Origin of the sequence: Veillonella montpellierensis DSM 17217, from assembly GCF_000426745.1 — a bacterium.
Lineage (GTDB): Bacteria > Bacillota > Negativicutes > Veillonellales > Veillonellaceae > Veillonella > Veillonella montpellierensis.
Window position 1 is genome coordinate 118,397 of sequence record NZ_AUFY01000001.1, and the last position, 21,183, is coordinate 139,579.

A 21,183-nucleotide genomic window follows, 5' to 3' on the forward strand; every position below is an offset into this window, starting at 1 on the left:
ACGATATAAATCAACTTGCTCGTATATACGCATTTTTCTTACATTATATAATCCGCATCATATAAAAACATACCGTCTAGTAAGCTGATGCAACCTAACATGTCATCTAAATATGCATAACTCGATCTTTAATTTCTTTAGTGCGTCCTTCATTCCAAAAATTTTCACCTAAATAACCACAAGTGCGACGAATAACAGTTAATGTATCACGATTTGTATTATGACATCGTGGACATTCCCACTCATTATCATCATTTACAATGATTTCTCCATCAAATCCACATTCATGACAATAATCAGATTTTGTATTAAATTCAGCATACGAAATATTATCATAAATGAAACGAATCATTGATAGTACCGCTGGTATATTATGCGTCATATTAGGAATTTCTGCATACGAAATACATCCACCAATTGATTTTTTTTGAAATTCAGATTCATAAGCAAATTTATCAAACACATTAATCTCTTCACGTACATTCACATGATAGCTATTAGTATAATACCCCTTATCTGTAATATCTTCAATCATACCAAATCTAGCCCGATCAATAGATGAAAAACGATTTGTCAAACTTTCAGCTGGTGTTCCATAAATAGCAAACCCTATATTGGTTTCTTTTTTCCATGAATCTACGGCTTCATTCATAACGTCCATGATTTTCATAGCAAATTTTTTACCACGAGGGCTTGTGTTAGATTCACCAGTAATTAATCTAGTAGCTTCATAAATACCAATATATCCTAAAGAAGCAGTCGCATACCCTCCCAATAAGTATTTGCCAATACATTCGCCTTTTTTCAAGCGAGCAATGGCTCCATGTTGCCAATGAATTGGTGATACATCACTTGTTACATTTTTTAATAAATTATAGCGTAATAATAGTGCTTTTTTACAAAGCTCTAATCGTTTTTTCATAATTTCAAAAAATGTTTCTTCATCGCCATTAGCCAAGATTGCCATTTGTGGTAAGTTAATACTAACTACACCCATATTAAATCGTCCATCAAATACATATTCACCTTTTTCATTTTTCCATGGTGATAAAAAGGATCTACATCCCATCGGACTAAATACGTTACCTTCATAAATTTCTTTCATTTTCTTAGCGGAAATATAATCAGGATACATTCTCTTAGCTGTACAACGAGCAGCTATTTCCGTTAAGTAATAATATGGTGCATCTGGTGTCGCATTATGCTCATCTAACACATAAATCAATTTAGGAAACGCCGGAGTGATATATACATTAGCTTCATTCTTAACGCCAATAATCCGTTGTTCCAAAATTTCTTCGTCAATAAGTGCCGCTTCTTTGGCGTATTCACTATGAGGATCAAAATACATAAATAATGTAACAAATGGAGCCTGTCCATTCGTAGTCATTAATGTATTAATTTGATATTGAATCGTCTGTATTCCATCTTTTACTTCTTTACGTGTACGTTTCCATGCAATTTCTTTAGCTTTTTCTAAATTAGGTTCTATACCATAAATTTCAACTTGTTCTTCTAATACATTAGCCAAAATTTTATCATATGATTTTCTCACAAAAGGCGCTAAAATTCGATCAATACCGTTAATACTTTGACCCCCATACTGACCTGAAGCTACTTGTGCAATAATTTGTGTCGTTACCGTACAAGCCACTTGAAATGATTTAGGTGTATCTATTTTTTTACCATTAATCACAGTCCCATTTGTTAACATATCTTCTAAATTAATTAGACAACAGTTAAACATAGGTTGAATAATGTAATCCATATCATGAAAATGGATAGCCCCACTATCATGAGCTTCCAAAATATCTTCAGGAATCAGTTTACGTCGAGCAATATCTTTGCTAATCTCCCCGGCAATCAAATCTCGTTGTGTAGATACAATAGCTGCATCTTTATTAGAATTTTCATCTAATACGGCAATATTAGTGCTATCTAACAATCCAAGGACACCTTCATCACTGGTATTTACCTTTCGTTTAAAAGCTTGAACCGCCTTATATCCTTCATAAGCACGTGCTGTAGCTGGATTATTATATTCCAACAAACGATAATATACTTGATCTTCAATAGCATAAATCGTTATATCTTTATGTAACTTATGAGCATATTCCTCAATTTCAGTAGCAATCTTATCAGCTAGACCTTCTTCATATAAACCAGTACTACTGTGCATTGCTTTTTCAATGGCCACAACAATTTTATTTTTATCAAAATCAACTACTGTACCATCCCGTTTAACGACTCGCAACATAACGTCTCCTCCCCTTATACGCCATCTATTTAATTGCTCTATTTAAGATACAGATGCAAACTAATTGTAAAACACACTAGCCACATCCTATATTGCATAATATGTTTCTTTTCATAAATTAGAATTCTTATCAATAAGTATACTATATATAGTAATTTTACTCAACACAAATACTATATATACCAATTATGCGATTTTTTCATATGTATAGTATTGACATTTTATAAAATCCTAAACACCTCTATTTTCCTTAGCTATTACTCATGCATATAAAAATAAATGAATATTTTATCATGTTACACATCTTTATAAAGTAGCATAAATACTAGATATATTATTTTGGCATAGTAATAGCCTCACTATACCAATTACTCACACTCTTCTTATAAATGGCTTCTGTAAAAGTATCTATAACTATGCTAATCATCTAACTTCAAAACTATATATCTACAATTCAACGTATATAAAACTTCATAGAAAAAAGCACTCCTATGATATGTCCTCATAGGAGTGTTTATTATGTATTCTATATATTTGTACTACTACATGACTCATGATGAATATATACTTGCTCTCTCACTAAAGAGGCTATCTACTACCAATAGTCTGCTAAATTATTCACCGCCCATTAAGGTTTCCCACACTTCATATAAATGATCTAACTCTTTTTTCTCCATTTCTAATTCACAGGCTACTCGTTCTAATTCACCTATATCAGATTGTAGTGCTGGATCCATTAACTGTGTTTCATACATTTTTATAGTGGCTTCTGCTCTGGCAATATTCATTTCTACTTCCCCTATTTTCTTCTCGGCCATATATGAATTAGTAGGTTTAAGAATATGTGTATCCATTATACTCGTATCATCAGAGTCTTCAAGTTTTTTTCTAGTGGAAATAGTACTTTCTCCTACCTTGTCATCATTCGTGTTTTGAATAATACCTTCTTTATGCTGTTGCGACAAAAATTCTTGTTCTTTTATTTTTTCTTTATAATACGAATAGTTGCCTATATATTCTGTTATATGTCCATCTTTTAATGCCAATGTGCGCGTCGTTATTTGATCTAAAAAATACCGATCATGAGAAATAACAAAACAAGTCCCTTCAAAATCTTGCAAGGCCTTCTCTACTACTTCTCTAGTACCGATATCTAAATGATTGGTTGGTTCGTCGAGTATTAAAAAATTATTCCCTTCTAAAAATATTTTCAATAATGCTACTCTAGCTTGTTCTCCCCCAGATAGCTCCTTAACACGTTTAAAAACATCATCTCCTCGAAATAAAAATCTTCCTAATACATGTCTCGCTTTTTCTTCAGATCCATCAAAATAGCTCTTCACTTCATCAATCACTTGCCATTGTGGATGCAATGTTTCATGTTCTTGAGAAAAATACCCTACTTCTACTCGGTTTCCTACTGTAATTGTCCCATCAATAGGCGCTATATCTCCCATAATAGTCTTAACTAATGTAGATTTTCCTGCCCCATTAGGCCCAATCAACGCTACCGTTTCTCCTCTACGAACGACAGTTGATAATCCACTCGCAATAGGCTGCTGACGGTCATAGCCTACTGTAACATCATCTAAAATTAGTACCTTATCCGCACTCATAGACGGTTTAGGGAACGTAAACGCGATTTGTTCTGTTATTACCGGTGCCTCAATTCGTTCTAATCGATTTAATTGTGATTGTCGTCCTCGTGCCATTTTTGATTTAATTCCTGCACGATATTTATCAATATATGCTTCCGTTTTCTTAATATACTCTTGCTGTTTTTCATAAGCAGCTGCCATTGCTTTCATAGCATGCGCACGCTGATTAATATACTTTGTATAATTACCTTTGAATACATTGATTTTACATTGCTCTAATTCTACTACACTGGTAACAATATGATCTAAAAAATATCGATCGTGACTAATGACTAGAATTCCTCCTTTATAAGAAGATAAATAATTTTCTAGCCATTCTAGCATATCCATGTCCAAGTGATTCGTTGGTTCATCTAAAAACAAAAAATCTGGACTACGTACAAGTGCTTTCGCCAAATTAATACGTGTTTTTTGACCGCCAGAAAATTCATTAGCCGACTTTCTTAAGTCACTATCAGAGAATCCTAATCCCTTAATAATTCGTTTTGTTTTTAGTTCATATTCATAGCCGCCGAGCCATTCTAATCGATTCTGCAAATAATCTAATCGTTGTAATTCTTCTTGATTAGGTTCATGACATGCCATATAAGAAGTCAACTCTTCTAACTGACGTTCCAAGTGATGAATATCTGCCCAAGCAGATTGAATTTCCTCCTCTAAACTACTATCCCCTAAATTGACATCTTGTTGTAAATAACCAATTTTAACAGTACCGTTTTTAACAACCTGCCCTTTGTCTAGTTCCTCTAACCCTAAAATACATTTCATCAAGGTAGATTTTCCTGCTCCATTAGGTCCTACTAGGCCTATACGTTCACCTTGTTTTATCTCAAAAGACACATTAGAAAATATTTGGTCAATACCAAATGATTTTTCTAGCCCTATCATCTGAATGCGTTCCATATCATCCTCCTAGGATTTTAAACTCAATACTATTATCTTACCACGAGTACAGCAATTAAAAAAGAGAACTTATACGGCCTATCATGATAGAAATTTCTAATCTCTTTTACATATGATTAGAATAATACTTTCATAGTATACCTATAAGTTCTCTTATTATGTTCCATCGATACACGTATATAGAAATTCTCGTATACACATATATCGTCTTACTTATAAAATAGTAGCTTTTACCAATATCATAAGTTCCACCTTATCATTAGTTTTTCTACTATGTTTAAATAAATTTCCTAACAAGGGAATATCTCCTAACAGAGGTATTTTCTCTATTTGTGTGCCTTTTCTATGGTCCATTAGCCCCCCTATAATTAATACATCTCCCGGTTTCATACGCACTCTAGTTTTAGCTTGTCGTGTTGATATTTTATAAGCTTTCATTTCTGATACCATTACAGGATTGCTTACTTCTGCAGAAATCGTCGCATCTACCATACCATCTTCTAAAATATATGGCTTATAGTACAAACGTATACCTGACTCTTCATATCGAACAGAAGCCTTATGTCCGCCGTCACTATATATATCTTCTAAAACGGGAATTTTTTCACCTATAAGAATACTCGCTTCTTCTCCATTCATAGTTACAATAGATGGTCGAGCTACAATGACTGCTCTTCCTGAATTTTCCATAGCTCTTAATTCTGGGTTAATAAAAAATTTATTCGCCGCCCTTGTCGTATCTGTTTTAAAATGTATGCTCCCATCCCCACTTGATATATTCTGAGAACGGCTTAATAAATTGGCCCAGGACCATCTAAGTCCTACTTCTCGTACATAACTATTTTCAATGGCAACTACGATAGCCTCCAATTGCACTTGTTTAGGAATTTCATCAATCGTCTGTATAACAGTTTCTACTTGCTGGCGTTCTTGTGCTGTTCCATATACTACTAATTGATTCGTTTCTGGTACAATCGTCATACCTTCATCACCAACAATACCTGCAACCGATGCTTTAATAGACTCTGGTCGCAAATGAACAGGTTTTATTAACAATATATCTTTTTCTATATTGTTCCCCATTCCTCTACCATCAACAATAATCATTTGATTTTTTTCTTTTACTACAAAATGTTGTATCATTCCTAGTTGTCGCAGTATATCAATACCATTAGCACCTTTGATTTGTGCAGTAACTGTACCCTCTAATGTTTCAATACCTATAATATTCATTTTATACTCACGAGCAATGCCTCTTACCACATCAGAAAGTGATGCATCTTTAACAGATAGTTGTACTGTATTTTTCCTGTCTACCCTACTCCTATTCTTTATAGGATCTATATGATTTATAGTAGTCACTGACAAAGATTCTTCCTCATGATTATCTATTAAATTATTATTATCTCTATGAGAAGATACAGATGTTGCCATAGACTTTGAATCAGCGTTCCTATTCGTTTCCTTTCTATACGTACTAGATTCATTTATATCATTATTATTCATTGCATAAGCGGTATAACAATCTACATTGGTATCAATTAATAGGTTCGCATATACACCATGTATAACCACATATACAAGCAATACTTTTTTTATCAATCTAATGTAATCCATCGATCAACACTCCCTACTCGTATCAATACTCTCTCTGCCTCAATAGAAATAATCGTGCATCCCCTAACTATATCGCCCTCTGTACATATATAGTGTTCTCCTCCAATCTCTAACGCCGCTTGTCTTACATTCCCAATCATAACACCAGTCAACTTTATCTGTTGAGTTGGCCCCGTATTATATGTCAAGGTATTATGATGATTTCCATGGATATCACCTGATGAACTCATAGACGTAGTAGTATTGCTTTCACTAATGCCTTGCCATGTTCTAGAATTTGCCATGCCCATCCTCTGATCGATGTAATACCTAGGCATAGATCTAGGTTCTCTATAATTAATCGGCCTATTTTCATTTTCTATAGATTGGTTTACATCATAATCATCGATGGATTTCTCTTTCTTCATACTAGTGTCTGTAGAACCAAATACTTCTTTCAATGGATATGGTCGTATACTGCTCACAATATCATAAATACGGTGTCCTCTATTTTCTTGATCCTCCTCTACTTGTGTACTTTCTCCTTTAGTTTTACTATGCTCATTTGACCGTATAGTCTCTCTTCTTAATGATTCATTTTTATCTGATCTATTCTCTGAATAACTGTAGTTTTCTTCATTACTCCTATATTGGTTAATAGACCACGCATCTTTATAAATACCATATCCACAAACAAGGCAAAGAAAAAAGGTCATTCCCAAAAGGGAGCGACCTCGTTTACGTATCATATATTTTATATTTTCTTTTGTTGGCAAGTGTTGATCTAATAATGACATAAAAACTCCTTTATATTCGTAATCCCACGACAACTAGTAATAAATATGCATGCTATATATTTGCTATTAGTCATGCCATAGTCATATAAAAGTTCCACGTAATATGTCAAAATCCTTTATTGATTTAGAAATTTTATCTATCACCATAGCCATATGGATGTTGTTGATGCCATTGCCATGCATCGCTAATTATCTTATCTACATTACTATATTGAGGATTCCATCCCAGTAATCGCTTAATTAAATCGGACGAAGCAATGAGCACACTAGGATCACCAGCACGACGCGATCCATAAGAAACCGGAAAATCAATTCCTGTGACTCGTTTAGCCGTTTCAATAATTTCTTTTACACTAAAACCATGCCCACTACCAAGATTAAACGCAATAGAATTGCCGCCTTCTTTCAAATATTTCATTGCTAATACGTGTGCTTGTGCCAAATCATTCACATGAATATAATCGCGAATACACGTACCATCAGCCGTATCATAGTCAGTGCCAAACACTGTAATTTCTTTTCGTTGTCCTAAGGCTGTTGCTAAAACAAGTGGAATTAAATGTGTCTCTGGTGTATGATCTTCTCCAATTACACCCGACTCATCCGCACCAGCAGCATTAAAATAACGTAGTGCTACATAGTGCATGCCATAACTATCACTATAATCTTTCAAAATTTGTTCTATCATCAATTTAGTACGCCCATATACATTAGTCGGTGCTAAGAAAGCTGTTTCTATAATAGGTATTCTATCTGGTTCACCATATACCGCTGCCGTAGAAGAAAATACAAAATGTCTGATACCAGCTCTACGAGCCGCTTCAATTAGCCGATATGATCCAACTACATTATTTTCATAATATATAGATGGGTGTACCATCGATTCACCTACTTGTGAATGTGCTGCAAAATGCATAACACCTTCAATTTTATGCTCTTTTAGAATATTTTCCAACTCTGGATTGGCAATATCCATAGCAATATATGGTACCTCAGGCGGAATAGCACTACGATGTCCACGAGAAAAATTATCCAATACTATCACTTCATATCCTGCAGTCAATAATGCGCGTACTGTATGACTTCCAATATAGCCCGCACCGCCAGTAACCAATAGCTTCATATGTCCACCTCTTGCTTATCTATAATATTCCTTTAGAACATTTAATATCTCTTAATTTAGGTCCTAATATTTTTTTATATACTTCTACACCTGGCTGATTAAATGCATCAACACCTGCTAATTGGGCTTCGTAAAAAATCGCCCAAAAAAACATGAACATAACCTCGCCTAAATGAAAGGCATTTAATTTAGGAATTTCAATCGTCATGTTAAATCGATTATCGCTATTTAAGGCCTCTTGATTAGAAGCTAAGGCAGCCTGCATAATTTCATTTAAAGAAATACCTGTAAAAGCTTCTATCTTTGGAAATTCTTCATACACATGAGGAACTATAGCATCAACGTCCCACTCTCTTACTTTAATAAATTGAACCACTTTATTATATCGTCCTTCTTGATGCTCTTGTACTTGTGCATGCATATCAGTAGTACCTACCGCTGCAACAGGTGTACGTCCATATGGCAATCGACCTTTTTCACGATGTTTGCCCAAAGACTCTGCCACTAATTGTACATACCATTCACCTAAAGACTTAAATGAGTCTCCAAAGGGCATAAATATTTCTATGATTCGATCATATACTTCTGCACTAAGATATTTCAATACAGCACATAATAGAGCTGGATTCTCAAATAACTTCTTCTTACGACAAGCTATATCCATAGAGCGAGCTCCAGCCAAAAAGCTTTCTATATCAAATCCTATCAATGCAGCTATAACAAATCCTACGTCTGAAAATACTGAGAAGCGACCACCTACACCTGTAGGAACGGAGAAAATCTCCCATTCTTCGCGGCGAGCAATCGTATGTAACAATGTTTCTTCCATTCCCTCTGTTGGGTCTGTGACAGCTATCACCTCATAGGAAATGCCTGCTTTTTCTAAAGCATCACGAACAATAAAAAAATTGGCCATAGGCTCTATAGTAGATCCAGATTTAGAGATAACTACTAACATTACTTTAAAATCATCAGATCGGACTAATTTTTCATGGACTAAGTAGTTAATTAATTGAGTGACACTATGACCAGATGCAGTATTTCCAGAAAATAAAATTTTAGGATAGCCATGACGCGCTTCATCAGACAGTGTATTCCAATATTCTCCGCATTGTACGTCAAACAAAACTTTACTGCCTAAATAGGATCCACCAATACCAAAACTAATAACAATATCTATCGTTTCTTTTGCGTGCATGCCTAGTTTTTTTAATCTTTGAAGCGTAACTGTCGTATTAATTCCCTCATCTTCTATATATGGCAACTGAGAGAACATTACTTTTTCCGGTACTCCATCTTTTGATACATGTCCATCAATAAATCCTGTTTCGCACATTTGATGCGCCGCTACAACGGCAGTATCAATATTAGACTGTATACGTTCTATATCAGACAACGTCACAGCTTTATCGTGATATATACCCGAAATGTCTAAAGCAAAGCCAGATGGCAATTCTACAACACTCATTCTCTCTGTCCTTTCAGATGTTAAATTATAATCCATATAAAAAGAATATATAGCCTCCAAAAAATGATTGCACTAATGTGGCTACCCCCACAATAATTCTAAATTTCCACTTATTGGTTTTATGACAGAAAACTATCATTCCCATAATGGCCCCAATGCTTCCTAATACTATAGCACTGATTAGCAATGTTTTTTCAGAAATACGGTTCATATGCGTAATAGCTAGTCTCTTATCAATAGCATACATAATAAATACTATACAATTCCATACGCAAATTCCTATTACGATATAATCAAATATAGTCTTCATATTTATATATCCTTACTATACGTATCAAGATAAAAGCAATAAAAATCAATGCTATCAAGCACACGTATATATCGTTAACTTTTTCTACATGATTACTAGTTAAGTAAGAAAAGATTGTTGTTCTATACGGATACCCTATATCAAGCAACTAAATATATAAGCTCATTTATTTACACTTTTAAAATAGTCATAAGTACTTGTTAGGCCATCTATAAATGACATATGTGGTGTGAAGTTTAATTCACGTTGAATCTTATGGTTATCTAAACGAGAATGTCTAATATCTCCTTGCCGAGGGTCTGCATACATAACTTCTATAGGTCTATGGGCCACCGATCTAAAAGCATCAATCAATTGATTAACCGATAATGATGAATTAGTAGAGACATTATAAATTCCTACTTTTTCAGTGTGTTGTAAACCAGCAATGTTTGCTTCTACTACATCGCCTACATAAATAAAATCACGTGTTTGCTCACCATCGCCAAAAACAGTAATCGACTCTTCTTTCACTACACGTTGCCCAAAAATACTAACAACACCGCCTTCGCCACCATTTCCTTGACGAGGACCATACACATTAGAATAGCGATAGCAAATATAAGGTAATCCAAAAGATTCATAATATAAACGCAAATAACTTTCACTAGTCAATTTACTAAGTCCATAGAAAGAACTAGGTATACCTACACTAGTTTCACAAAGAGGTAACTCACTATTATCGCCATATACAGCGGCTGATGAAGGCATTAATATTTTTTTTACCTTACAGATGCGACAAGCTTCTAAAATATTAAGTAACCCCATCAGGTTAACATCACAATCATAGGCAGGTTGCTCCATAGAAACATCTACCATTGTCTGGGCTGCTTCATGAAAGACGTATTCTGGTTGAAACTCTTTGAAGATATGTACAAGATGTGTATCTCGTATATCAATTTTCTCAAAAGTAGCCCTATCATTAACAAACTCACGACAACCGGACACTAAATTATCGATTACTAATACAGTATGTCCTAGTTGAATTAAACGATCTACTAAATGTGAGCCAATAAAGCCAGCACCACCAGTAACTATGATATTCATGCCTCACAACCTCCTATACTACTAATAATGCTATACCAATATAACTAATTAAATGTATTCTGCTTTCTACATTATACAATATGGATTATCGAAATAGTGTACTAATTTACATTCGTGTTAACAAATTAATTCTAACTAATTTTCAAAATTAATTTTTTTATCATCACTATAAGTATACTAATACTTCACTTCTTAATAAACAAACATAAACTAACTAACTGTATAAATGCGAAGTAGATGCGCCTATTATGCTAGTAAACACGATAGTAATTATATGTATAAGTAATCTACATACATTAAATGAAATTACTATACGTGAAATCTAACTTTTTTTACGTTTTAGCGTTATTCATATAATTATATCATTTATCATAACTATTGATATGTAAATCCTTTTATTTTATATAAGTGTCCCTTTTTTAGCTAATTGATCTGCTATTTCATTATAAGTATCTCCAGTATGGGCCTTCACTTTACAAAAATGAATGCGCACTTGTTCCATAATAGACGTAGCAAACGCACTGTAACGTCGAGTTAAGTCATTATTACATTTCCATCGTTTAGTCGCCCACATTTCAATACCCATATAATCATAATAAATGGAACAGGTCTGCGCTCCTTTTTGTACGGCCAAGTCCATAACATGCATAGCCGCTAATAATTCTCCTGCTACATTCCAAAAAGTCGTATACATTGGGTCTTTTGTACCAAACGAAAAAGGTATTTCTTCACCATTATAAAATATAATGCCCCCTGCACCGACAATACCTTTTATCTTATCAAAACTGCCATCAATATAGGCAACCATATGAAACGGAGGTATGTCATGGATGGATTCATAACCGCTCTTTACATCTTCTACAATATTTTCATTGCTATCCATAGTAGATGTTGTTATATCTACGACGTTCTTATTAGTATGTATTTCATGATTAGTTGCTAAATGATCTGTTACAGATATACCTGTATTTTTCCTGATAAATAGACGTGCTTCTTCTTCTGTAGCGAATGATTTATATACAGCTCCACGATAACCTTTCACTTGTGCTTCGCATTCCGTCCATGTCCTATAAATGCCCACTCGACGTCCTCGTTGTACCGCATACCATTTATTACGTGCCATATAACTTCCTTTCCTCTTGTAGCAATACTATTTATATAAAGCAATACTTTTGTCTTATGATTATATTTTATTGTACAACCAATATTATTTTCATATGTCACAAAAACTACATGATAATATCTTCAAAATGTGCATCTACAACTGATGCCAATTTTTGTGGATTCACTTTAATTTGCATTCCTCGTTTACCGCCACTAATATAAATACAGTCTTGTTCTTGCATAGATTTATGAAAATAGGTAGGGAACAGCTTTTTCATTCCCACTGGGGAGCAACCTCCTCGAACATAACCAGTTAGCTTTTCTAGATCTTTAACATGCACTAAATCAATGGATTTATTACCACTCACACGAGCCGCATGTTTTAGATTCAGTTCTTCTGCTACAGGAATACAAAATACGACAGGCCCCGTTGTAGTGCCTATAGCTACTAACGTTTTAAATACTTGTTCCGTACGTAGTCCCAATGCTTCTGCGGCATGAACGCCTGTGCCGTGTCCTTCTTCCCACTCATATTCTAATACTTCATAGGCAATGCCCTGTGTATCTAATATGCGCATGGCATTGGTTTTTTTATGTTTTTCCTTCTTCATACTTCTAACCTCACTTATCTAAAGTATACCGCTTCATTTCTATGAATGTATACAGTGTATACTTCTACTACAATGTATAGCTATTTATTAATGATTTTATTAATATGTTTCAGCTCAATTCGTAACGTACCATCATCATTTGTCAAAATTTCAATAAATTCCTTATCCTGCATATAGCAAACAGGGAATGTAATCTCAATACCTGTATCTGTTTTTATTTTCTGATACGCTCCCTCTTTCGTGGCAAATTCTCTAGCTACAGGTAAAGGTCGCATCATATCGTGTTTTTCTAGTTCTGCTTTAGCTTCTGCTTGCTCCATTGGATGATGAGCGAATACTCTATCAATAATATGTTCTGGTTGTAACGTATCAGATACTTCTGCATTTTTAGCAATCAATGTTTTAGCCATAGCCAAAGCTTCTACACCATCAGATTCATGAGCTTCACAAACTTTACCAATAATATGTTTTACTTTTTTTACCGTATCTTTCGTTGATTGATTCGTTCCAATCTGTAATAGCTTGTCAGATAATAGATAACAAGATTCTCCATCATATGTGCCTTTAGGCTCAAAAATACGAACGGATAAATCAGATCGATCAATCGCCATAAAAGCTTGTAGTTTCTGTGATGGTGTTGGCAGCATAGCTTGATATAATACTAACTCTGCTCCTGTTTTACCATTTTCATCAGCGCGACGAATATGCGTATAGGCCGCATGCGCTTGACATACTAATACGCAAAAATAAGATTTTTCACCTTCCGCTTCACATACAATAATATCTACTATGCTAGACTCTGTAGCCTGCTTCATATACTCAAACAACTGTTGTGATAGTTGATTCGACATTTCTAAAAATGACACTCGTCCCTCATTATAAGAAGACAATGCTTGTGCCACACAGTTATGCATAGACAAAGACCCTGTTCTAAGTGCAGGGTCTTTTAATGCTTTTACAACATGTGATGAAATATAATCTTGTATCTGTGTATCACTTATATCTAATTCTTTATCCGAATAGGCTGCCATCGATGCATGAAAATCAAAAATTTCTAATACAGCTTTATTAATTTGCATAACTATACTCCTACCTATGTTTTTTCTTTTCATTATACCATGATTGTAATGTTACTTTATCTATTTTGGCACAATCTGTTAAAGGAATATAAGGAACTATATATATCGCCTGTGGTCGCTCAATAGGCGTTAATACGTCTTTGATACCTGTTTCTATTTCTTTTTGGGTAAATCCTTTTTTAATAACAATATATAAGACATACGTATCGCCTCGCAACGAATCATCGACGCGAATAGCAGCGGCTTGCTCTACCCCTAATACCTCATGAACAACCTGTTCAATAGAATCTATAAATAATTTATAGCCACCACGATTGATCATCGTTTCTTTACGTCCTTGCAAAATAATGCGACCACTGTTAGAGATAGTCCCCTTATCCCCTACTGTGTAAGGCATCGTAAGCCCTTCAACACCATAGGGAGTATCTATATATAGCAATCCTTCTCGCACCGTTACTGTCACTTGAGGAAATGGCTTGCCTACTGTACCAGGTTCATCTATCCAATCTTCATAATTGCACCAACTAATATAATTTAATTCTGACGCGCCATAATATAAAATCCACTGTGCGTTAGGGTACAAAATAGTAATTTCTTTCATTAAATTAGAATCTAACATTTGTGACCCCGTTATAATCCAATGAACAGAGTCTAATGGATCATGTATATGTCGCACTAACAACTTAATCTTAGTCGGTAACATATACATGTGAGACACTTGATGCAATTTCATTAGGTAGTGCCACTGTTTTACCAAAGAACTATCAGAACTGATGATCATACCGCCCATCCAAAGGACTGACAAAATCATATTTGTATTGCCGGTAAAACTAAAACTACCTTGTACAAATATTTTTGTATATTGATTTATATGAAAGACAGTATTTTGTGTGGAGAAATAATCTACCCAACTACGTTCCGATCGCCATAATACTTTAGGAATTCCTGTCGTTCCAGATGAAAGCACGGCAAAATCAGCTTCTTTAGGGATTTTCGTAATACTATGTTTCATCTGTTCTAACCGTTCTCTATTTAATTCTTTATGGCATACGACTGGATAGGCTCCCACTTTCAACAAGGCCAACCAATGAACTAGTTGTGACCATAGTTTTCGTTCTACTATAAGCGTTACTTCGCCTTTATTACTTATATATTGTTTAGCTAATGTATCAACTGCGTTAACAAGATCTTGATAGGTATACTTTCTATCATCAATGATACATGCATACGATGTAGGAGATGTTGCAGCCAATCGTACTAACCGATCATACAATATACTCATAGTTATCACATCCTCTACCTATTACCTATATCATACTACCTTTATGTACATACACTACGATATATCTTCTTTACTGGGTAACTCTCTAGTATATGACAAAAGCTAATAAGCACTAGAACTATCTATCAGTCATAGTATACTTATCTGCTCCATTCTCTCTAACAATATAGCAACACCTGTACCACCAGCACCTGCGATGGCACAAATAGCATATTTACCTTGACACGCTTGTAACGCTGCCATAGCATGCAATAGAATAATGGCTCCAGAAGCACCATAAGGATGTCCATACGCCAACGCACCACCTAATCGATTATATTTGTCTAACTGATTAGGATACGTTCTAGCAAATAACACATCAATAACAGCAAATGCTTCATTCCACTCAATTACGTCTATATCATCCATAGACAACTGTGTCCGATTTAATAATAATTCCGTACTTAGCCAAGCACCTTCTGGACTATACAGAGGGTTTCCTGCCCACGATTCTATATGAGCGATTCTAAATTCACTAGGTGTATCTGTGACTACTAAAAAAGCCGCACCATCGTGTGTTAAACAAGCATTGCCTGCTGTTACCTGTGTACCTTCACCTAATATAGGTTTCATACGATTTAAGAGCGATGCGCTCATGGTTTTTCTAATACATTCATCTATGCAATAACGTTGGTGTACAATCACTGGCAACACATACGGCTCTAATACACGTTTTTCTTTCGCCTCTTGTGCTAATCTATGCGATCGTAGCACGTGATACTTCATCTCTTCATCACTCACTGCATGCTTTTTTATTGTCCGTTCTGCGCCCCACAACATAGCATCTGAACTAATCTCATGCGGTGAAAATTGTGCTACATAATAATCTCCTTCACGTCTATCTAGTGCCGCATACGATCGTTTAGGTTGTAAAGAAGCACTTTCAATCCCCCCTGCTATCACCGTATGAGATATTCCTGCCTTTATTTGTGCATAAGCCCATGCAACAGACATACCGCCTGATGCACATTGTGTATCTACTGTCATAGCTGGCACTGTATCTGGAAATCGACTCATCAGTGTCATAAGGCGGCCTATATTTCCACCTGTACCAGTCGCATTACCACAAATAACGCTATCTACTGACTCCAATCGATAGGCATGACGCAATTGATTTAATATACGTGATCCTAGGACTTCTGGTAAAATCTCTTTGTATTGTCCATGAACAACACCAATAGGCGTACGTAAGCCGCCTTTAATATATACTTGTCTATCCATATAGCGCACCTACTACTTATACAATCAATACAATACGTATACTCTCCTTATTTATAAATCCCACCTAGTCCACTGATTTTCAACATATTTGTATATACCAGAATGACTAATTTTTTCTTCTTCTAATATGCCTATAACATACTCTATATCCAATGGGAAGATACGTATACATAAACCACAGTTACTATGCAACGCAGGTGGTGTCGCAATCAAATCATGCCTAATATGTCTATTATCTAAAATACTATCTGTTTTAGTAGCAAAATAATAAGAAGTAAACATAATTAGATAGGTGCCAATTTTCTGTTTATCACAATGTAACAATATCTTCTCCCACAATAGATTCCGTAATGGTGTACATATTAGTAATAGTTCCTACAGCCACACGATCCGTTAATCCATAATAATTTAAGCAAATGCCACAAGCCGCAATATCAACACCTGCTGTTACTAATTGTTTCAGTACGTCTATATAATCTGATGTAACACAAACCATTTTAACAGCACTATTAATAAAATAAATCGCTTTAGGATACGTATCTGCTTCCACTAAACAATTCCAAAATGTTTTCATCAATGTACGTCCTAGCTCTTCACTGCCTTCACCTAAATAATCTTTTGTTACTAAAATAATCCTATGCCTACTAAGGGACGCATCCTGAAAACTATGACTATTCTCAGTAATATCTGGTATAACTATTTCATCATCCCTAACGATTCCTAGCGTATGAGACTCTACGGTCTGTCCTCTTTCCGGTGTACTCGTGGTACGCTCTTTTGGCTCACCTAGCTTGTGATTATTTTCACCTACATGCTTAGTTAAAATTCTTTGCAATGCCTCTTCATCTGTTCCAGGCAATCTAGGCGTCAACACGATAAAATAATCACGCCCTTGTTTATTAGTAATAACAGCATATCCTTTTGATTTGCCAAATTTTTCAACATTTTCTTTACTAATATCATTATCTACAATCGTAATAATTTCCTCATAAGGATAGGAATCCGATATTTTTTTAGTTTCTATCACTGGTGTAGGGCATAACTCACCTCTCACATCAATAATAATTTGGTCATCCATCTTGGTTATATTCACTGTATTTTCCTTTCTTATAGTACATCGTGAAAGTCTCATTATATATACTCGTACAATCTAGTACTACAACAAATTATCCATCGCCAATAATTTAATACTATCAATCATGCTATAGAAAAGTCCATAATCATCACAGAATATACTCATTATATAATTATCATCTAAAAATAACCTGACTAATCACACTAGTAAAACAGGGTATAAATTATCTAGAAAAAGTTGTATTCTAATAAATTAAAGAATCCTACTTCAACAATAATTTTCTACTAATTACTATTTTCTTCCTATCTAATCATTCCTTTATAAAACCATACTTCTATACTTTCATACCAATATATACCAATTTCATGTTTATAATCTATAACACCATAAATACGTACTAATTGGCAAGTAGTAACATCTATTCTACAATAACTAAATTCTTACCTTGTCGCTGTATAACATCGCCAATATAAGCTGCATATATAACTCCTGATTGATGTAAGCTTTTCACGCACGAATCCACTTCATTTCTAGGGATAGCGATTAATAGTCCGCCTGACGTTTGTGGGTCAAAACAAATATCCCCCCATGTAGGTTCCATATCATTCTTAATAAAAATACCAGAGCTTGCTTTTCTATTTCCATATGTAGCAGCTGGTACTAGTCCCATGCGAGCTGCTTTTACCACATCAGAAAATAAGGGAATACACGAAAAACGTAATTGCAATGATACACTCGAATTATACGCCATTTCATAGGCATGTCCCATCAATCCAAAGCCCGTAATATCTGTACAAGCATGTACTGTGTAATGACTCATTATTTCTGTTGCAGTTTGATTCAATGTACACATACTATGAATCGCTTCCTCTGTTCCTTTCGTAAACAAGTTTCCTTTTAAAGCTGTACTCATAATGCCAGTGCCTATTGGTTTCGTCAGAATTAATGCATCGCCCACCATTGCACCGCTATTTTTCCAAATAGAACGAGGATTAACAACTCCTGTAACCGATAACCCGAAAACAGGTATAGGATTTTCAATACTATGCCCACCAATAGCAACCGCTCCTGCTTGTTTAACTACTGCCATAGCACCATTTAATATACGCTCTACTTGTTTTTCTTCCATCAGCACCATAGGAACTGCAAGAACATTCATTGTTGTAAGAGGTTTACCTCCCATCGCATAAATATCGCTTAAACTATTAGCTGCGGCAATAGTGCCAAATATATACGGGTCATCTACAATGGGGGTAAAAAAATCAATAGTTTGTACTAATGCCATATCAGGTGCGATTCGATAAACACCTGCATCATCTGATCCAGTCATGTCTGTTAATACATCACTATTAGTTACACCTTCTACTTGACTTAGCATAGAGGCCAACAGATGTGGTCCAATTTTACAAGCACACCCTCCTTGACCTACCAATGATGTTAATCGTACCATGTATCACTTATCTCCCTCTACACGAGATATAATTTTTTTAACGGCTTTTTCAAATTTAGGTCTAGGAATCAACACTTGATGTCCACATCCATTGCACAGTATCGAAAAATCAGTGCCAATTCGTTTTACAGTCCACGTGTCACTACCACATGGATGTTTTTTCTTCATCTGTACTATATCACCTACATAATATCGTATAAATGCCATATCTATTCCCTCTTTTATATATAATTCAAAACTATATCATATACAACCTGTCTGCAGTACTATAAAATTATTTATAACAACAATACAATAACACATGTATTAATGCTAGGCACTCTCACAAAATACTGCGATTTATATTTATTATACACGGTAACCAACATAGTATCTAATAAAATATTACTTCTAACATAATCATACTACATCCTCAATATAATCTATTCACTATGTAATCTACTCGATAAATCACGTCTAAGATAAAACAGATGTGACTTATAGTATAAACAATCTTTAAAGAATATACAGAAATAATAGTATAAAAATATACCCCATTAATTACATTACCAACAATTATTCAATTATATTCACTATACAACACACCATTTCCTATCCTTTTTATATTGAAACTGTCAATGCGTACTCTATTCTAACTTAATAAATGATGCTATGAATATCCTTTGTAATATCATTCCAGTTCATTAGGAAATATATCCATAGAAAGTGAATGATTATCTGAAGTATCAACTGTGAGTACCTTCGCATGAAACATAGGGAATTGACCTTCTTTCTGAAATGTCCCTCAGTAACTTACTCATAAAGAATATCTGTTCCCCTTTTAAATATTTCATAATAACTTACGCAAACTATATTGCTCTACCATGTATCATGTATTTGATTATGAAATAATAAATATATATTTTATATCTAACATCTAACATCTAAAACAATTATATTATTGATTATCATTTGCATGTAATGTATGTTCAACATTTTCATTTTAATTTTTAGTCACTATAAAATACTTTATAGTACTATAATGCTAATTTTTCTTCAAAATACTTACTTGATATTTATTACTATTTAGTTTAATTTATATTTATTTATTTTAAATTTTACAATTTTGCCCTTGCTTTTCTCATTCTCATATACTATAATGTAATTAACAATAATTATTCTTTAAGAATTATTTGAATAATAATTATAATGTAAGTTAACTACGTGTATGTACAATATATACACGAATAAGTAGGTTATTATAACCATATGTAAGTACATATTTAAGGAGAAAAACAATGGCAGAATTAAAAGGTACAAAAACAGAACAAAACTTAGCTGCAGCTTTTGCAGGTGAATCTCAAGCATTCCAAAAATACACCTATTATGCAAGTGCAGCTCGTAAAGCTGGAATGAATAAATTGGCTGACTATTTTGAAGAAACTGCTCGCAATGAAATGGCACATGCTAAGTTATGGTTCAAAGAATTACACGGTGGCGATGTTCCAGCTGATATGTTAGTAAATTTAGCTGATGCTGCTGCTGGTGAAAATTATGAACAAACTGAAATGTATCCTTCTTTCGCTGCACAAGCTAAAGAAGAAGGTTTCACTAAAATCGCTTATTTAATGGAACAAGTTGGTAAAATTGAAGCTCGTCATGAACAACGTTACAATGATTTAGCTGCTGCAGTTCGTGGTGAACGTGTTTTCAAATCTGAAGAACCAGTTGCTTGGATCTGTGCAAATTGTGGTTACATTCATGTTGGCACTGAAGCTCCAAAGGTTTGCCCAGTATGTGCACATCCACAAGCATTCTTCTCCAGACATAACGAAGTTATCTAATAAATATACTAGACTATATACGTCAATATATTTATTGTGATATACTCCTATCATAACAATAATATACAGAGAAAGTGTACTTAATACACTCTCAATACAATAGAGGAAAGTTGATTAAATGACATCAACTTTCCTCTATTGTATCTTTTACCAATAAAAGGGATCTAAAAGACCTTTTTATTAGTAGTATATAATTATAGATAATCTTACTATTAATGCATTAAACGATACCACATGAGTGTAATCGCGCCATTAATTTTCCATTGAATAGTAACATTTCCTCTAAAAGAATAACAACTAT

18 protein-coding genes are annotated in these 21,183 nt (G+C 34.4%); 1 reads left to right on the forward strand and 17 read right to left on the reverse strand.

Annotation, left to right across the window (positions count from 1 at the left end):
* Positions 1–106: 106 nt before the first annotated feature.
* The 17 genes from nrdD to K357_RS0100660 all read right to left on the reverse strand — a co-directional run bounded on the left by nrdD (position 107) and on the right by K357_RS0100660 (position 19,266).
* Entirely contained in the window at positions 107–2,257 is a 2,151-nt protein-coding gene (gene nrdD / locus K357_RS0100580) for an anaerobic ribonucleoside-triphosphate reductase (RefSeq protein ID WP_028256967.1), read from the reverse strand.
* Positions 2,258–2,871: 614 nt separating this feature from the next.
* Positions 2,872–4,818 carry an ABC-F family ATP-binding cassette domain-containing protein gene (locus K357_RS0100585; protein ID WP_028256968.1) on the reverse strand — a complete coding sequence of 649 codons (1,947 nt, stop codon included), beginning with the start codon at positions 4,816–4,818 and terminating at the stop codon, positions 2,872–2,874.
* 213 nt (positions 4,819–5,031) lie between these two features.
* A complete protein-coding gene (locus K357_RS08460) occupies positions 5,032–6,435 on the reverse strand; it encodes a type II secretion system protein GspD (RefSeq protein WP_028256969.1) in 1,404 nt (467 codons plus the stop codon).
* Positions 6,417–7,211, reverse strand: a complete 795-nt coding sequence (locus tag K357_RS0100595) for a hypothetical protein (protein ID WP_028256970.1) — start codon at positions 7,209–7,211, stop codon at positions 6,417–6,419. Before K357_RS0100595 ends, K357_RS08460 begins: the two co-directional genes overlap by 19 nt.
* A 133-nt stretch (positions 7,212–7,344) precedes the next feature.
* Positions 7,345–8,334, reverse strand: a complete 990-nt coding sequence (gene galE, locus K357_RS0100600; RefSeq protein WP_028256971.1) for a UDP-glucose 4-epimerase GalE — start codon at positions 8,332–8,334, stop codon at positions 7,345–7,347.
* A gap of 19 nt (positions 8,335–8,353) precedes the next feature.
* The gene (locus tag K357_RS0100605) at positions 8,354–9,802 is read right to left on the reverse strand and encodes a glucose-6-phosphate isomerase (RefSeq protein WP_028256972.1); all 1,449 of its coding nucleotides are present in this window, start codon (positions 9,800–9,802) and stop codon (positions 8,354–8,356) included.
* A gap of 25 nt (positions 9,803–9,827) precedes the next feature.
* Positions 9,828–10,112: a DUF1294 domain-containing protein gene (locus K357_RS0100610; protein ID WP_038113250.1), complete on the reverse strand. Its 285-nt coding sequence runs from the start codon at positions 10,110–10,112 to the stop codon at positions 9,828–9,830.
* A gap of 162 nt (positions 10,113–10,274) precedes the next feature.
* On the reverse strand, positions 10,275–11,198 hold the full coding sequence (locus tag K357_RS0100615; protein WP_028256974.1) for an NAD-dependent epimerase/dehydratase family protein: 924 nt from the start codon (positions 11,196–11,198) through the stop codon (positions 10,275–10,277).
* Between the two features lie 400 nt (positions 11,199–11,598).
* Entirely contained in the window at positions 11,599–12,321 is a 723-nt protein-coding gene (locus tag K357_RS0100620) for a ribonuclease H1 domain-containing protein (RefSeq protein ID WP_028256975.1), read from the reverse strand.
* 106 nt (positions 12,322–12,427) lie between these two features.
* Positions 12,428–12,913 carry a Cys-tRNA(Pro) deacylase gene (ybaK, locus tag K357_RS0100625; RefSeq protein WP_028256976.1) on the reverse strand — a complete coding sequence of 162 codons (486 nt, stop codon included), beginning with the start codon at positions 12,911–12,913 and terminating at the stop codon, positions 12,428–12,430.
* An 80-nt stretch (positions 12,914–12,993) separates the two neighbouring features.
* On the reverse strand, positions 12,994–13,992 hold the full coding sequence (locus K357_RS0100630) for a nucleoid-associated protein (protein ID WP_028256977.1): 999 nt from the start codon (positions 13,990–13,992) through the stop codon (positions 12,994–12,996).
* Between the two features lie 10 nt (positions 13,993–14,002).
* Positions 14,003–15,274: an AMP-binding protein gene (locus K357_RS0100635; RefSeq protein WP_028256978.1), complete on the reverse strand. Its 1,272-nt coding sequence runs from the start codon at positions 15,272–15,274 to the stop codon at positions 14,003–14,005.
* A gap of 129 nt (positions 15,275–15,403) precedes the next feature.
* Positions 15,404–16,534, reverse strand: coding sequence for a thiolase family protein (locus K357_RS0100640; RefSeq protein ID WP_028256979.1), 1,131 nt, complete (start codon positions 16,532–16,534; stop codon positions 15,404–15,406).
* A 51-nt stretch (positions 16,535–16,585) separates the two neighbouring features.
* Positions 16,586–16,858, reverse strand: a complete 273-nt coding sequence (locus K357_RS0100645) for a putative Se/S carrier protein (RefSeq protein WP_051211928.1) — start codon at positions 16,856–16,858, stop codon at positions 16,586–16,588.
* Entirely contained in the window at positions 16,845–17,627 is a 783-nt protein-coding gene (yedF, locus tag K357_RS0100650; RefSeq protein WP_028256981.1) for a sulfurtransferase-like selenium metabolism protein YedF, read from the reverse strand. Before yedF ends, K357_RS0100645 begins: the two co-directional genes overlap by 14 nt.
* 400 nt (positions 17,628–18,027) lie before the next feature.
* The gene (gene selD / locus K357_RS0100655) at positions 18,028–19,059 is read right to left on the reverse strand and encodes a selenide, water dikinase SelD (RefSeq protein WP_028256982.1); all 1,032 of its coding nucleotides are present in this window, start codon (positions 19,057–19,059) and stop codon (positions 18,028–18,030) included.
* 3 nt (positions 19,060–19,062) lie between these two features.
* Positions 19,063–19,266 carry a DUF951 domain-containing protein gene (locus tag K357_RS0100660; RefSeq protein ID WP_028256983.1) on the reverse strand — a complete coding sequence of 68 codons (204 nt, stop codon included), beginning with the start codon at positions 19,264–19,266 and terminating at the stop codon, positions 19,063–19,065.
* A 1,070-nt stretch (positions 19,267–20,336) separates the two neighbouring features.
* Between K357_RS0100660 and rbr the strand changes: the two genes are divergently transcribed.
* On the forward strand, positions 20,337–20,882 hold the full coding sequence (gene rbr, locus K357_RS0100665; RefSeq protein WP_028256984.1) for a rubrerythrin: 546 nt from the start codon (positions 20,337–20,339) through the stop codon (positions 20,880–20,882).
* The last annotated feature ends 301 nt before the right edge of the window (positions 20,883–21,183 follow it).

Coding starts and splice junctions, on each gene's coding strand:
- nrdD (WP_028256967.1), bottom strand. CDS start 2,257: ATGTTGCGAGTCGTTAAACGGGATGGTACAGTAGTTGATTTTGATAAA.
- K357_RS0100585 (WP_028256968.1), bottom strand. CDS start 4,818: ATGGAACGCATTCAGATGATAGGGCTAGAAAAATCATTTGGTATTGAC.
- K357_RS08460 (WP_028256969.1), bottom strand. CDS start 6,435: ATGGATTACATTAGATTGATAAAAAAAGTATTGCTTGTATATGTGGTT.
- K357_RS0100595 (WP_028256970.1), bottom strand. CDS start 7,211: ATGTCATTATTAGATCAACACTTGCCAACAAAAGAAAATATAAAATAT.
- galE (WP_028256971.1), bottom strand. CDS start 8,334: ATGAAGCTATTGGTTACTGGCGGTGCGGGCTATATTGGAAGTCATACA.
- K357_RS0100605 (WP_028256972.1), bottom strand. CDS start 9,802: ATGAGTGTTGTAGAATTGCCATCTGGCTTTGCTTTAGACATTTCGGGT.
- K357_RS0100610 (WP_038113250.1), bottom strand. CDS start 10,112: ATGAAGACTATATTTGATTATATCGTAATAGGAATTTGCGTATGGAAT.
- K357_RS0100615 (WP_028256974.1), bottom strand. CDS start 11,198: ATGAATATCATAGTTACTGGTGGTGCTGGCTTTATTGGCTCACATTTA.
- K357_RS0100620 (WP_028256975.1), bottom strand. CDS start 12,321: ATGGCACGTAATAAATGGTATGCGGTACAACGAGGACGTCGAGTGGGC.
- ybaK (WP_028256976.1), bottom strand. CDS start 12,913: ATGAAGAAGGAAAAACATAAAAAAACCAATGCCATGCGCATATTAGAT.
- K357_RS0100630 (WP_028256977.1), bottom strand. CDS start 13,992: ATGCAAATTAATAAAGCTGTATTAGAAATTTTTGATTTTCATGCATCG.
- K357_RS0100635 (WP_028256978.1), bottom strand. CDS start 15,274: ATGAGTATATTGTATGATCGGTTAGTACGATTGGCTGCAACATCTCCT.
- K357_RS0100640 (WP_028256979.1), bottom strand. CDS start 16,534: ATGGATAGACAAGTATATATTAAAGGCGGCTTACGTACGCCTATTGGT.
- selD (WP_028256982.1), bottom strand. CDS start 19,059: ATGGTACGATTAACATCATTGGTAGGTCAAGGAGGGTGTGCTTGTAAA.
- K357_RS0100660 (WP_028256983.1), bottom strand. CDS start 19,266: ATGGCATTTATACGATATTATGTAGGTGATATAGTACAGATGAAGAAA.
- rbr (WP_028256984.1), top strand. CDS start 20,337: ATGGCAGAATTAAAAGGTACAAAAACAGAACAAAACTTAGCTGCAGCT.